The organism is Streptococcus suis, assembly GCF_002964575.1.
GTDB lineage: Bacteria > Bacillota > Bacilli > Lactobacillales > Streptococcaceae > Streptococcus > Streptococcus suis_R.
In genome coordinates, this window is sequence record NZ_POQQ01000026.1 from 107054 (window position 1) to 120592 (window position 13539).

11 protein-coding genes, 1 pseudogene and 1 other annotated feature are annotated in these 13539 nt (G+C 36.7%); all 12 genes and pseudogenes read right to left on the bottom strand.

The window, feature by feature from the left end; genetic code table 11:
* Window positions 1–5: 5 nt before the first annotated feature.
* The 12 genes and pseudogenes from C1E58_RS02185 to topA all read right to left on the bottom strand — a co-directional run bounded on the left by C1E58_RS02185 (window position 6) and on the right by topA (window position 13535).
* Window positions 6–2435 (bottom strand): annotated as a pseudogene (locus C1E58_RS02185) (VirB4-like conjugal transfer ATPase, CD1110 family).
* Window positions 2392–2760 (bottom strand): PrgI family protein, encoded by a 369-nt coding sequence (locus C1E58_RS02190; RefSeq protein ID WP_023370251.1) that lies wholly within the window; start codon window positions 2758–2760, stop codon window positions 2392–2394. Before C1E58_RS02190 ends, C1E58_RS02185 begins: the two are co-directional and overlap by 44 nt.
* Window positions 2761–2772: 12 nt before the next feature.
* Complete coding sequence (locus C1E58_RS02195) at window positions 2773–3636, bottom strand: VirB6/TrbL-like conjugal transfer protein, CD1112 family (protein ID WP_024380858.1); 864 nt, start codon at window positions 3634–3636, stop codon at window positions 2773–2775.
* Between the two features lie 8 nt (window positions 3637–3644).
* The gene (locus C1E58_RS02200) at window positions 3645–3860 is read right to left on the bottom strand and encodes a Maff2 family mobile element protein (protein WP_014637003.1); all 216 of its coding nucleotides are present in this window, start codon (window positions 3858–3860) and stop codon (window positions 3645–3647) included.
* Window positions 3860–4168 carry a single-stranded DNA-binding protein gene (locus tag C1E58_RS02205; RefSeq protein ID WP_029174592.1) on the bottom strand — a complete coding sequence of 103 codons (309 nt, stop codon included), beginning with the start codon at window positions 4166–4168 and terminating at the stop codon, window positions 3860–3862. Before C1E58_RS02205 ends, C1E58_RS02200 begins: the two co-directional genes overlap by 1 nt.
* A gap of 71 nt (window positions 4169–4239) precedes the next feature.
* A complete protein-coding gene (locus tag C1E58_RS02210; protein ID WP_419579955.1) occupies window positions 4240–6009 on the bottom strand; it encodes a VirD4-like conjugal transfer protein, CD1115 family in 1770 nt (589 codons plus the stop codon).
* A gap of 29 nt (window positions 6010–6038) precedes the next feature.
* Window positions 6039–6533 carry a PcfB family protein gene (locus C1E58_RS02215; protein WP_024380860.1) on the bottom strand — a complete coding sequence of 165 codons (495 nt, stop codon included), beginning with the start codon at window positions 6531–6533 and terminating at the stop codon, window positions 6039–6041.
* Window positions 6523–9075 carry a G5 domain-containing protein gene (locus C1E58_RS02220; protein WP_105209177.1) on the bottom strand — a complete coding sequence of 851 codons (2553 nt, stop codon included), beginning with the start codon at window positions 9073–9075 and terminating at the stop codon, window positions 6523–6525. Before C1E58_RS02220 ends, C1E58_RS02215 begins: the two co-directional genes overlap by 11 nt.
* Window positions 9072–10184: a DUF6017 domain-containing protein gene (locus tag C1E58_RS02225; protein WP_419579952.1), complete on the bottom strand. Its 1113-nt coding sequence runs from the start codon at window positions 10182–10184 to the stop codon at window positions 9072–9074. Before C1E58_RS02225 ends, C1E58_RS02220 begins: the two co-directional genes overlap by 4 nt.
* A gap of 56 nt (window positions 10185–10240) precedes the next feature.
* On the bottom strand, window positions 10241–10606 hold the full coding sequence (gene rplL, locus C1E58_RS02230) for a 50S ribosomal protein L7/L12 (RefSeq protein WP_105114621.1): 366 nt from the start codon (window positions 10604–10606) through the stop codon (window positions 10241–10243).
* A 67-nt stretch (window positions 10607–10673) separates the two neighbouring features.
* Entirely contained in the window at window positions 10674–11168 is a 495-nt protein-coding gene (gene rplJ, locus C1E58_RS02235; protein ID WP_105209179.1) for a 50S ribosomal protein L10, read from the bottom strand.
* Window positions 11169–11194: 26 nt separating this feature from the next.
* Window positions 11195–11329 (bottom strand) — a sequence feature (ribosomal protein L10 leader region).
* A gap of 112 nt (window positions 11330–11441) precedes the next feature.
* The gene (gene topA, locus C1E58_RS02240) at window positions 11442–13535 is read right to left on the bottom strand and encodes a type I DNA topoisomerase (RefSeq protein ID WP_105209180.1); all 2094 of its coding nucleotides are present in this window, start codon (window positions 13533–13535) and stop codon (window positions 11442–11444) included.
* Between the last annotated feature and the right edge of the window lie 4 nt (window positions 13536–13539).

A 13539-nucleotide genomic window follows, 5' to 3' on the forward strand; every position in this document is an offset into this window, starting at 1 on the left:
CTCACCTAGCCTTTCTTGACCTCCTCTGGTTTGGTAGTCATCTTTTGATACAAGAATGTATTCTTAGGAAATTGGTCTAAGAATGGGACAATGGTATTCCCAAAGAATAGTAGCCCCTCACCTGCATTAGAGTTTGTCACGTAATTGAGCTGATAAGGTGAAATTTTTAGCTTTCTAGCTAATATTTCTCTATCGCCAGAAGCCTGGTTTAACATCATGATAAAATCGGTGTTATCAAAAACATTTTCAATTTCTTTGCTTGCCAATAAATCCTTCACGTTCTGGGTTAATCCAGTTGGAATACCTCCCCACTTCCTAAACCTCTTCCAAATTTCAACAGAATACTGAGCTGTTTGTTCTTCCTTTAGTAGTAAGTGAAATTCATCTATATAATAGCGAGTTGACTTTTGGCTCTGCCTATTTTGTGAAACCTTGTTCCATACCTGGTCTTGAATAACTAACATACCAATCTTTTTCAATTGGGTACCTAACTCTTTAATATCGAAACATAAGAGTGACTTATTCAAGTCAACATTGGAACGATGATTGAAAACATTAAGGGAACCTGTCACATAAATTTCCATTTCAGTCGCTAATTTCCGGCCAATACTTTCCTCCTGTTTTAACAATAATTCATATAGGTCTTGTAAAATTGGCATATTCTCTGGTATCGGATTTTCAAAATAAGCTTCATAAATTTTTGGAAGACACCTATCGATAACTGACTTTTCTGCTGCCGTTAAACCAGAACCACCTACAACCAATTCAAGCATAGACATAATAAAATTCGCTTTATCCTTCAAAGGTGCATCCCCATCCCCATAGTTAAAGTTAATATCCAAGGGATTTAAGTAATCTTTTGATTTTGCGGATACATGAGTAACCTCTCCACCAAATGCTTCAACTAAAGCACCATACTCTCCTTCCGGATCACAGATGAGAATATCATCATCAGTTACTAAGATAGCATTGGTGATTTCACGCTTTGCTGAGAATGATTTTCCAGACCCTGGCGTCCCCAAGATTAAACCATTGGGGTTCTTTAGTTTCTTTCTGTCTGCCATGATTAAGTTATGACTAATGGCATTTAGACCATAATAGATGGATGTACTAGAGGTCATGAATAATTCTTCAGTCGTAAACGGAATAAATACGGCCGTGCTTGAAGTTGTTAATTACCGCTTTATTTTGATGCAATTCATTCCTAATGGTAGTGCTGATATTAAGCCATGCTCCAGTTGGTAATCCAAACATTTCAGCATACAATTGTGGCGACTGCAGATGGTCGCCAACTGGGAGACTGCATTGTCCAGTTTAGCTTTTGACAATCCTTGGTTTAGAATGATAAACGAAACGAGAAACATCTTCTCGTCACGACTTTGTAAATCATTCAATAGGTGTTTCAAATCAGTACCGTAGGTCATCAAGTCTGAAGGAATAATATCTAAATCATAACCAGAACGATAAGCTTTCTTCTGCTCTTCCATCGTCATCCGTTGAACATCGGTGAACTTACGTTTGACTAACTTTATCGCATCAACTTGATCCAAGGCTTGAATATGCAATGATAGAACCATATTCTCCTCTAGTGAAAGTAATTCAGTTAAGAATCTATCAGACAATTCTGATGCTAATATCTGCACATGACTAGTCTGGCATAGGACATTATCCATTGAAAAATACTTCTTCTGAAAGTGAATTTTGTCTGGTACGATTATAGAACGACAATCCCGATTTTCCAATTCATCAGGTAATGTAGATAAGTGCTCAGTCGGGTTCAAAATATGATGAAGTACAATCAAACGTTCAAAACCGTTTAATACAGTAGAACGAATTCCCATCCCTTTTAAATGAGATTGTAAGTCAATTTCTAGCCTTGATAATACAACCTTTGCTTGCCTATACGAATCCTCTTTTACACCAAAAACGATATACTTTGTCTGCCTTAATCCATTATTTCCTTTCTCCAATTGATTTTGAAGCATAGTCCTAAACTCACTTCGAATTTCCTCAAGTCCGTCATTTTTAATTGGGATTGTAATTGCATCAGCTAATTCTTCTAACCTTCCAAGTTGATTCGTAAAACAGAGTTGCAATCTGGTATTGTTATCAAAACTATTTAAAAATGAAGCAAACTGATTGAAGATGTAATCTCGTTGCTCTTCCAATGCTAGTTGGTAGTTGATGTCTTCAAAAGCAATCATTTTAGTAAAATAGCCATCAGTTAGTCGACAAATCCCATTCTCATACACTTTCTCAATAGGAATTGTATCTTCTACAGTAAAACATTTTTCACCTAATTCAAAAAATGATTTTATAGAAGCTACAAACGAATTTCCTTCCTGTTTTGCTGTTTCCTTTTGTATCTTTTTTAGTTGGGCCTGCTTCACTTCAAGAAATTCTTGTGCCTGTTTTCTTTTTCTTTCTGGTCTCATGTACCTCCTCCTTGAATTTTGCTTTATAAAGTGCTCTTTTATACCGCACACATGGCTGATAGTGTTGTTGTAAGAAAATATACTTTAGATAGATTTCACTCGTTAACCCATCTTTTTCATAAAAAGTTAAAAATAAGAAAGGGAAAGCAAGAATAATAAAGACTAACATTGCTAAATCATTTCCAACACTTTCCCTAATTGATAAATAAACAGGTAGACTAACAAAGCCTGCCAATGAAAAACCAATTAACTGACGCTTGGTTAAATTAAATGCTATTTTAGTTTTTACTTTGGATAAATCCTTGGGAATTTGAACGTAGGCCATAAACTCTCCTCTCTAGTGGGCATTCATAATCGACCTTGCAAGGGTACCAGTTTTCAACATCATGAATCCTAGCAGAACTGTATAACCTAAAATGGAAAAGACGGACATATGAATATCCGTCATTTTTACACCTCTAAGTAATACTGCATAGATTCCAAAACAGATAACGAGGAACAGACCTTGCAGAGCCAATGCGAACAATCCACGAATGTAGTTATGTCCAAGTTGGCCCCATTCCCTATTGCCAAGTGTAGCAAATGGCAAGGCAGCAACCGAACTATAAGCATAAATTTCGAACATTCTTCCATAAGTGATGATAAGAATAATTAAGGAAATAATCTGTATCGTTAGCTTAACCGCTTGAAGTTCAAAAACAATACCAGCTAATTCACCAATATTCTTATCTTTTAAACTGTCAACCATTGCTGTAATCTGTTCGGATGATATAGATGTTTCACCATGAATGACTCCTGTTGCTTGTCCAATCATGTGTTGACCCATATCGAATGCTGCCATGGCAAATTCAAAAGCATGCGATACCAAGTATACTGCAACCCACATCTTAATGACATATTTGAAAAATTCAAACGTATCAACTTCTGCCATATTGTTCTTTTGCATCACTACTTGGATCAATTCTAAACATAATACAGCTGTAATTACCAAACCAGCTATTGGTAGTACGACACTATCATTAATGTGTTTGATAAAGGAAAACACTTCAGCATTGAACTGGCTTGGCGATTGACCGACCTGACCAGATACAAAGTCTAATTGATGATTCAAATCAGTAAACATACTTGTCAAAGTCCCTTTTATCATATCCAAAAGAATTTCTTGAATCATCTCTTCTAGTTTTCCGAATATATCAAACATAGCTCCTCCTATTGGATTAAATTAGCAAGCAGAGGAATTAATTTTAAACCAATTAACACAATGCCACCACCTGCCATCAGTTGCTTGATACCCTGTGACTTAGCTCCTGGGTTATCGTTACCATAACCTTCCATGAGGTTAATAACGCCCCAGGCACCTAAACCACCGCCAATTGCGATAACCAATGTTTTTAAAACATCCACTCCTTGTGTGAAAAAATCCATTACTCTTCCTCCATTTCATCTTGTTGAATTTTATTCATTGATTTAACAATAAAATTCTTGTATACCTTATCACCTTTACGATTTTCTTTAAAGTAACCGAAAACATGGATAAGATCTCCCTTTTCAAATTCTTTTGCAATCTCTACCTTATCACCATAGGCAGAACAGTTAGTGTATTCCTTACCCTTTCCATATTTTTTAACAAGGGAGAAATTTACAACTGGGACAATTCCGTCCTCGGATTCAAAACTTGAAAACACAACATCTTTTACAAGATGAGCGTTAATATTTATCATTTCATGTTCCATAATTTTCCTCTTTCTATTTTTCTTTACGTTTTGTGTATGTTGGTGGTGCCCTAATCCGCATAAGCAACCTCCTAAAATTGAATAACCTTTGTATTCTCAGTCAGTTTGACTCCACCTCTTTTCTTGAGATACTTTTCTATGTCAAACTTGTTTCTCTTATCAAAATCCTCTAATAATTTGTAATGCTTGTGCTTGGTAATATCATACTTATCTGAATAAAATGGCCGTGTACCACGAATCTCAAGAATACATTTTCCACCATCCATGACTTTTAACTCATCTCGTGACATTAGCTCCTTTCCTAGTTTCTGGTAATTCAGACCAAATGATTTCTGATTGGACCTAGTTTCACTTGTATTGTATAGATCGATTGTTTCTTTACCTAAATTCTCCGCTAATTCTTTCAGAGTAGTTCCTTCTTTGCCACCAAGAAATAACTCGGTATCACAGTTTCCGATAATTGTATCTGCATTATCTTTATAAATGGCTTTAAGTTGGGATTTTGCTTGAAGAATGATAGCTGCAGAAATTTCACGAGAACGAATGGTAGCAATCAACTTTTCAAATCGTGGAATTAAACCAATGTTGGCAAATTCATCTAATAGGCAACGTACATGTACTGGTAATCGACCTCCATAAACATCGTCCGCCTTGTCACAGAGTAAATTGAATAGTTGCGAGTACATAATGGAAACTACAAAGTTAAATGTGTCATCTGTATCTGAAATAATGACAAAGAGTGCCGTTTTTCGGTCACCAAGAGTATCCAATTCTAACTCATCATCACTCATCAATTCTCTCAACTCTTCAATGTCAAAAGGTGCTAGCCTTGCACCACAAGAAATCAAGATTGATTTTGCAGTTTTCCCAGCTGCTAACTTATACTTTTTGTACTGTTTAACAGCAAAATGATGTGGCTTTTTCCGTTCTAAAGCTAAGAATAGATAATCAATGGCATTCTTAAAATTCTCATCATCTTCACGCACCTCACTAGCATCCAACATTGCTAGTAAAGTATTAAAGTTTTGTTCTTCCTTAGGACTTTCATAGTAGATATAACCAATAAGTGCCGTGTAATAAAGTTTCTCAGCCTTGACCCAAAAATCTTCTCCAGCTTTTTCACCCTCACCCTTAGTATTTGCAATGATTGTCTGAACTAACTTGAGAATATCTTTCTCACTTTTCAAATATGCGAAAGGGTTGTATTTCATGGATTTATTGAAGTTGATAGTATTTAAGATTTTTATCTGATAACCATTGTTTTCTAACATCTTGCCACATTCTAGAACTATCGTTCCTTTTGGGTCAGTTACACAGTAACTAGAATGCATTTGCATAAGATTGGGTTTGACAAAAAATCTAGTCTTACCACTGCCTGAGCCACCTACCACCAGAATATTTTTATTTCTGGCAAACTTTGGGTTTGACGGTCGGGAATTCATAGTTAGCTTTTCGCTATTTGTCAACAAGATATTATTCTCAAAAATTGGGTCCTCATAAGGTTGAATATCTTTCCCATCTCCCCATCTTGCAGAACCATATTCAACTCCGTGTCTAAATTTTTTTGCATGACGCTTTTTGGAATACATCACTCCCCAAACGCTTATAGATAAACCTAAACCGAGAAGCAAATCATCAAAACTCGGAATGAATAACCAACTCATAGATTTAATTTCTAAAATTGCTTGAAATAGCCTATCTAATACATCACCCCCTTTAAAACTTCGGATATGGTGACCTAAACAGGTTCCAAGATAGAAAAAAAGAAGATAGGGAATTAAACTCTTAATAAGTGTTCGCCTATCTCCTATTGGAATACTATTTAGAATGTCAAGTTTAATTTGTTCGATTACTTCAATCCTATCACCTCCTATAATGACTGTTCCTGATGTTTTTGTTTGATTTTAGGTTTGATAATCTGTTCTCCAAGAGATTTTTGATACTGTTTGATTTTTTTCAAGGTTGATTGCTTGATTCTTGTTTTCTTTTCAGCTTTTTGAACTGCTTGTTTGAATGAGTGTTCTAAAATTGCTGTGTCTTTCGCTTGAAAAAATACTTCAAAGTTTTTGTTCTCTTTGTTTCTTAAAATGGAGAACCGAACACCATGTTTATTTAACTCCTTCTTTAACTCAAGTAATTCAGGCTGCTTCATAGGAATATTCTCTAGAGTTCCCTTTCCTACCAAATCTTTTAAAGGAACCTCTCCTTGTTCACTTTTTTGTGATAAATATTGTTTAACAGATAACTTTTTTGATTCAGCCTCCTTAGCCAATACTTTTAAAGCTGCTACTATCAATTTAGCTGATACCTTCGCCAGACGAAGATTTAATGTAACCAAACGATTTCCAACATCCTCATTTATCATCTGATTTCTTATCCTTCCACATTATCATTCCTATTGAGGTAACTAGGCACAGTAAACTGCTTACTATGACTAAAAGAGGATTTAGAACTGTCTCTCCAGTTTCTGGCAATTTTTCAGACACTATTTTCTTGTCAGAATTATCACTACCATTCGCCTGCGTTTGACTAATTTTCTCTTTTGATTTCACTGGATAGTCTGATACAGATCGATTGGGCTCTTGATTTTTTGGTTTACCATTATCACCCTCTGTTACCTGTGGTAGGATTGGAGATTTTGAATTATCATCAGTCTCGTTTTTGTTCGGAGTTTGATTCTGTTTTTGCACCTTCTTTGTACCAACCAATATTATTTCTTTTACTGGTTCCAAAATGACTTCCTCTTCAATTTGGACGTCACCATTTTGAACACCTCTTAGGTAATTCGTAACGACAATCACTCTTTTCTGACCGTTTTTGCCTTCTTGAATAGTTTTCACAATACCTTCTTCAAGTGTGTCATCTATCTTTTTCTCCACTTCGAATGGAATATCAACCAATTTTTCAGAACTAGTGATAGATTCTATTGGTTTTGTTCCCACTTTAACCACTTCATCAACTGGTGCTCTTACAACACTTTCAGATATATTGATTGGGTCACCAACCTTCTCCCCCTTTTCTGTCTTGTAAGTTGTAACTAAATCTACAAGCCCTGGAACACCATTTCTCACAATAATTCGCTCATCCTCAAACAACGAATCATCTTCCTCAACAAGAACTCCAAATGGGGTTATTACACTGTTTTTTTCAGTTGTCTCCCCTTCTGTTTTCTTAGTTCCAATTCTTACAACCTTATTAACTTTTATTTTCGTTTCAGTAGATTCTGAATTAAATGGTTCAGGATCTCTTACACTCTTAAACGTTTTATAGTGGTCATGGATAGTTATCTCACCGTTCTGACCCTCAGTAACAATTACAGCTTCACCTTCATACATATTTGGATCTGATTCTTCAATTACATCGAATGGTACAATCTCTGTTCTTGTTATTACTTGTTCATTTTCAATTTGTTTCGTTCCATACTGAATGATTTCGTCTACCGCTTCTTTATCTATGATAGTTTTCGTATCAAGCAATTTTTGTGTTCTAGTACCTTTTCTTGTTTCGAATGTTTCTTGAATTATTCTGATACCTTTACTGCCTTTACTCACAATAACTTCTTCATCTTCATACATTTCTGAATTTTCTTGACGTATTACCTGGTAGTCTATTTCCTCTTTCCTTTCAACAGTCTCCCGGCCAACTACCTCATTCACAATAATTTGATATGGGCTATTATCTTTAAGTGTTATTCTTGTTGGAGGTGTTGTGGAAAATACATATCCATCAGGAGGGGTCACTTCAAGTGTTACCCCATCCCCTTTATTGCCGGTTATTGTATGTCCGTCACCGACTTTCTCTCCATCCTCTGTTACATACTCAATTTTCTTAGAAATTGATTCAGGAATAACAGGAGTGTTTTCAACTTTTTCAACAACCTCAATATAGTTTTGATTAGAAGCATATAAATCAAATCCATGTAGGTTGCTTCCATCTCCAATCGACATAATCGCAAGTCGAGTTTTTAACGGATTGATTGTAGAGTTTTTCCATGAGTTGATTCTTCCACTCGTCTTGTATGTTTTTCCGTCAATAATAAATTCAATATTCGAATTAACTTTTTGGTCGGTCACATTCAATTGCTGAACTTCCTCTTCAGTAAGTTCTTTCAAATGCTTAATAGATTTCCCTGTTTGTGGCTCTATTGAAAACTCACTGTTTAAAACAAAGAAATATTTTTTAGTAGCTGATTTCAACCCCTTTAGTCTACCATCAATGATGTTAGTTGATAACTCCTTGTCACCAACCTGCACTTTTAAATAGCCTGCATTTGATTTCTGATATGCTAAAGCCATTTCATAGTATTGTGGAGTCTGAAAAAATCCTGTGACTAATTGCCCATTTGTATCTCTGACATTATCTGCTTCTGTCAATTCAAAATACCCGTGATGAGAATTACGAGTTGTTAGAAATGCATATGCAGTGTAAGAGAGGTTCCCGTATATATTATAAATATCTTGCCCTAAATATCGGTTCAATTGATAATCAACCATTCCATAATCTAATAATGGAACTTCACGACCATCAATCTCTGCGATTAGCTTACCGAGATTATCACGCTTAAAATCTGATAACGTTTTAGGTTGGCCATTGACTAATAATTTATATGGATAAGCTTCAGGAATACGAATAGCCTGATAATTCTCAGTGAGGCTCGAATGTGCCCCCTTAGAAATCTCCAAACTTGTATCTGTATAATCAACAACGAATTGATTCCCATCTAGAGTTCCCCAATCTTTACTACTCCCATCAACATCATTACTATGAGAAATTACCTCATTAGCATATACTGTAAATGAATTTACAGATGAAAGTTGTGTGGAATTAAGACATATAAGTCCTATGGAAAGAGAAACCAGTCCAATTGTTAATTTACGCAGACAAAATTTACATTTTTTTGAAATCATAAGTTATTTCCTCCAAAATCTTGTTTCACTTGGTTTGAATAATAGGCACCAATAGTCTGAGGTGCATTAAAAGCTGTTGTTAAAATATAAGCTCGGATATTTCGAATGTTTGTATCGACCTTTGACAAACACTCGCAGATGTACTCAATATGATACATTGTCAGCTGTCTAAATCGCTCTTTTACAAAGTCAATCGGCAATCGTATTTGATTGATAGATATTGTTCCTTCCTGCTGATAAAATACATCGGCTATCACTGGCAATACCTCATCCCATTCACATAATTTTTCTCGACAACCTGACTGTACTAATAATTCATACTGTACTTGTTTCTTTAATTTCTCAAGTTCATCCCCCTCTTCAATAGATTGATTGATATAAAATGAAGTATCATCTGTTGTATTATTTGTTGTATTATTTGGTAATGGTTGGTTCAAATTGATACCATGCATTGGGTCATTCTGAACTAATGCAGTAGAACTTTTTGAACGAGTGCATTGGGTCAAATTGAACTTTTCCATTGGGTCATTTTGACCTAATGCATTGGTTAATGTAGAATTTATTCCTTCATCAAATGCTTTCTCTGCAATTTGATTTCTTTTTATTTTTACCATCTCCTGTAATTCAAAAATTCTTTCAAAGTCCAATGAATACCACTTGGTTTTATCTCTTGGATCTTTATTGTAATTAGCAGTTAAAAGAAAACCTGCTTTTTCGAGTTTTGAAAAAGTCCTCTTAACTGTTTCATAACTAAGATATGAAAAATCGGACTCATGCCAAGCCCGAATCGAATTATATGTCCAATATCTACCATCGTGGAAATTTTTCCCATTTTGTTTATTTACTTCTAGCCAGAAATTTATTTGTTGGAGTACAATTGCTTCATTCAAACCTATTTCTCTGGCCAAGATAGGATTTGCGACAATTGGTCGCTCATCAAACAAGAGAGCATTCATAGACACCTCCTTTAAAAATTCTTTAAAAAGAAAAGCAACCAGAGGAATTCTGATTGCTCGATAATCTAAATTATGACAAAACCCCACCACGCGAAATCGTGGTGGGGTTTGTGGTGGGGAATCAAGTGATTCCACACCATTTAAAATCTCCATAGAGGCTTTAAAAAGCCTAACTATTAGGATTCTCACCTCAAATATACTCTAATTTATTATTTAAGAGTAACTGAAGCTCCAGCTTCTTCCAATTTAGCTTTGATTTCTTCAGCTTCTGCAGTTGCAACGCCTTCTTTAACCATAGCTGGTGCGCCGTCAACAAGTTCTTTAGCTTCTTTAAGACCAAGACCAGTGATTTCGCGAACAACTTTGATAACGCCAACTTTTTTGTCGCCAGCAGATGTCAATTCTACGTCGAATGAATCTTTAGCTTCTTCAGCAGCAGCACCAGCTGCAGCAACAGCTACAGGAGCAGCCGCAGTTACACCAAATTCTTCTTCGATAGCTTTTACAAGGTCGTTAAGCTCAAGGATAGTAGCTTCTTTAATTTCAGCAATAATGTTTTCAATGTTCAATGCCATTGTGATTTTCCTCCAATTTAGGTTTTTTTAAATAGTTTGTAGCACTAAGCAGCTACGCTCTGACGCATTAAGCAGCGTCTTCTTTTTCTGCAACAGCTTTGACAGCGTATGCAACGTTGCGAACTGGCGCTTGAAGTACAGAAAGCAACATAGAAAGCATGCCTTCGCGGTTTGGCAATGTAGCAAGTGCTTCGATTTCTTCTTTAGAAGAAACTTTACCTTCTACAGCTCCACCTTTGATTTCAAGAGCATCAGCAGTTTTCGCGAAATCGTAAATTGTTTTAGCTGGAGCAACTGCATCGTTTGAGAATGCAACTGCAGATGGACCTACAAACAATTTTGCAAGACCTTCAAGACCAGCTTGCTCAGCAGCACGACGCAAGATTGAGTTTTTGATAACTTTGTACTCAACTTCTGCACCACGCAAGTTACGACGAAGAACTGTATCTTGTTCTACTGTCAAACCACGAGCGTCTACAACAACGATAGATGTTGCAGCTTTCATTTGCTCAGCAACGGCATTTACTAATTCCGCTTTTTTAGCGATAATAGCTTCACTCATTTTTTTACCTCCGTTTTTATTTTGGGCTAGGCACAAAAAAATCGCACCTAAACCTAGACACGAAAGTACAAATACGTTTATCTCAATAATCGTTTTGTGCCTCGGTAGGATGTTTATGAGTCCAGCTCCCCTACTGTCTTAGGTCAGTTTTTTCAAACCTCAATTATCATAACACAGTATTTTTTAGAATGCAAGACTTTTCTCTTATTTTTTTAAAATTTTTTTCTCAAGATGAAAAACAACTGCCATTCCCTTGAGAATAGCAGTTTAATCTTATTTAATCTTGTCTTCTTCGTAGTCGCCATTTGGGCAGACAACTTGTTTCCCACCACCACGAACTTTTTTCTCAACGAGATAGTGGTCACATTTTGGACAGGTACGACCGACTGGCTTGTCCCAAGATGTAAATTCACACTCTGGATAACGATCGCAACCATAGAAAAGACGATTGCGTTTGCTCTTGCGTTCAATGACCTGACCTTTTTGACAAACCGGACAAGTCACGCCGATTTCCTTGGTGATTTGCTTGGTATTGCGGCAATCTGGGAAATTGCTACATGCGTAGAATTTTCCAAAACGACCTAGTTTAATGACCATTTCATGTCCGCAGACATCACAATCAAAACCAGCTGGCTCATCCTTGATTTGGATTTTCTCCATCTGTTCTTCTGCCTTAGATAATTCCACCTTGAATGGTTGGTAGAAACCGTCAATGACTTTTTGCCACTGCTCTTTACCAACTTCAACGTCATCCAACTTCTGCTCCATTTCAGCCGTAAAGGTGACATTGACAATATCTGGGAAGAATTCGACAATCAGTTTGTTGACAATCTCGCCCAATTCTGTCGGTTCAAATCGCTTAGCAGCAAGCTTAACATAATACCGTTTTTGAATGGTTTCAATGGTTGGTGCGTAGGTTGACGGACGACCAACACCATTTTCCTCTAATGTCTTGATTAAAGTTGCTTCTGAATAGCGAGCAGGTGGTTGAGTGAAATGCTGTTCAGGATTTGTTGTTGTTCTAACAACTGTATCTCCTTGCTCCATGTCCGGCAACATCTTATTTTTATCAGAATCATTATAGACTGCCATGTAACCATCGAATTTTACTTGGCTACCGTTGGCAGAGAAAATGACACCATTTTGTCCTAGGCGAACACTCATGGTATCAAAGACTGCCGCTGACATCTGACTAGCTACAAATCGATTCCAAATCAAGGTATAGAGACGAAGTTGGTCCTTATCTAAATACTTGGCAATGGACTCTGGTGTCAAATGAACATTTGACGGACGGATTGCTTCGTGGGCATCCTGGACTCCTGTTGCATTTTTGACCTTGCTACCATGTTTTGAATAGTTTTCGCCAAAACGCTCTGTGATAAATTCTGCAGCCTGAGCTTGAGCAACAGGGCTGATACGGGTTGAATCTGTACGCATATAGGTAATCAAACCTTGAGTACCACCTGTCCCAAGACTAACCCCTTCATAGAGTTGTTGGGCAACCATCATGGTTTTACGAGTACGGAAATTGATTTTATTGGCCGCATCCATCTGCATGGTCGAGGTTGTATAAGGAAGAGGAGCATTACGCTTGCGCTCCTTACGCTCCACTTGCTCTACTAAGAAATCATCACCGTTTAATCGTGCCAAAATTTCCTTGACCTGCTCATTGTTTTCAACCTTGACTTTTTTGCCATCTAAGCCATAAAAGCTAGCTTGAAATTTCTTACTTCCTTTTTTGAAAGTCGCATCAATAGTCCAATATTCTTCTGGTTTAAAATTGTTGATTTCATTCTCACGGTCAATAATCAGCTTGAGGGCAACGGATTGCACACGCCCCGCTGACAAGCCTTTTTTGACTTTCTTCCATAAAATTGGTGAAATGGAATACCCTACAATACGGTCCAAGACACGACGCGCTTGTTGGGCATCAACCAAATCATGATTGATAGCACGTGGTTCCTTAAAGGCATTTTTTACAGCATCTTTGGTGATTTCGTTGAAAACAACACGGTTTTTGTCATTCTCATCTAGTCCTAAAATATGTGCCAAATGCCATGAAATTGCTTCACCTTCACGGTCCGGGTCACTCGCCAGAAAGACTTGTTTGGCATTTTTAGCCTCTTTCTTCAAGGAATTGATAAGTGGTCCTTTGCCTCGAATGTTGATGTATTCTGGTGCGTAGTTGTTGTCAAAGTCAATGGACATGCTTGATTTTTTCAAATCTCGAATATGACCAACTGAGGCAACAACCTTATAATTTTTACCAAGATACTTCTCAATCGTTTTGGCCTTAGCAGGTGATTCCACTATGACAAGATTCTTCTTGGTTGCTGTTTTTTTCTTAGTTACTGATTTTGTAGCCATTCTA

Coding starts and splice junctions, on each gene's coding strand:
- C1E58_RS02225 (WP_419579952.1), bottom strand. CDS start 10,184: ATGGAGATTTTAAATGGTGTGGAATCACTTGATTCCCCACCACAAACC.
- rplL (WP_105114621.1), bottom strand. CDS start 10,606: ATGGCATTGAACATTGAAAACATTATTGCTGAAATTAAAGAAGCTACT.
- C1E58_RS02200 (WP_014637003.1), bottom strand. CDS start 3,860: ATGGATTTTTTCACACAAGGAGTGGATGTTTTAAAAACATTGGTTATC.
- C1E58_RS02215 (WP_024380860.1), bottom strand. CDS start 6,533: ATGATAAATGAGGATGTTGGAAATCGTTTGGTTACATTAAATCTTCGT.
- C1E58_RS02195 (WP_024380858.1), bottom strand. CDS start 3,636: ATGTTTGATATATTCGGAAAACTAGAAGAGATGATTCAAGAAATTCTT.
- C1E58_RS02190 (WP_023370251.1), bottom strand. CDS start 2,760: ATGGCCTACGTTCAAATTCCCAAGGATTTATCCAAAGTAAAAACTAAA.
- C1E58_RS02220 (WP_105209177.1), bottom strand. CDS start 9,075: ATGATTTCAAAAAAATGTAAATTTTGTCTGCGTAAATTAACAATTGGA.
- rplJ (WP_105209179.1), bottom strand. CDS start 11,168: ATGAGTGAAGCTATTATCGCTAAAAAAGCGGAATTAGTAAATGCCGTT.
- topA (WP_105209180.1), bottom strand. CDS start 13,535: ATGGCTACAAAATCAGTAACTAAGAAAAAAACAGCAACCAAGAAGAAT.
- C1E58_RS02205 (WP_029174592.1), bottom strand. CDS start 4,168: ATGGAACATGAAATGATAAATATTAACGCTCATCTTGTAAAAGATGTT.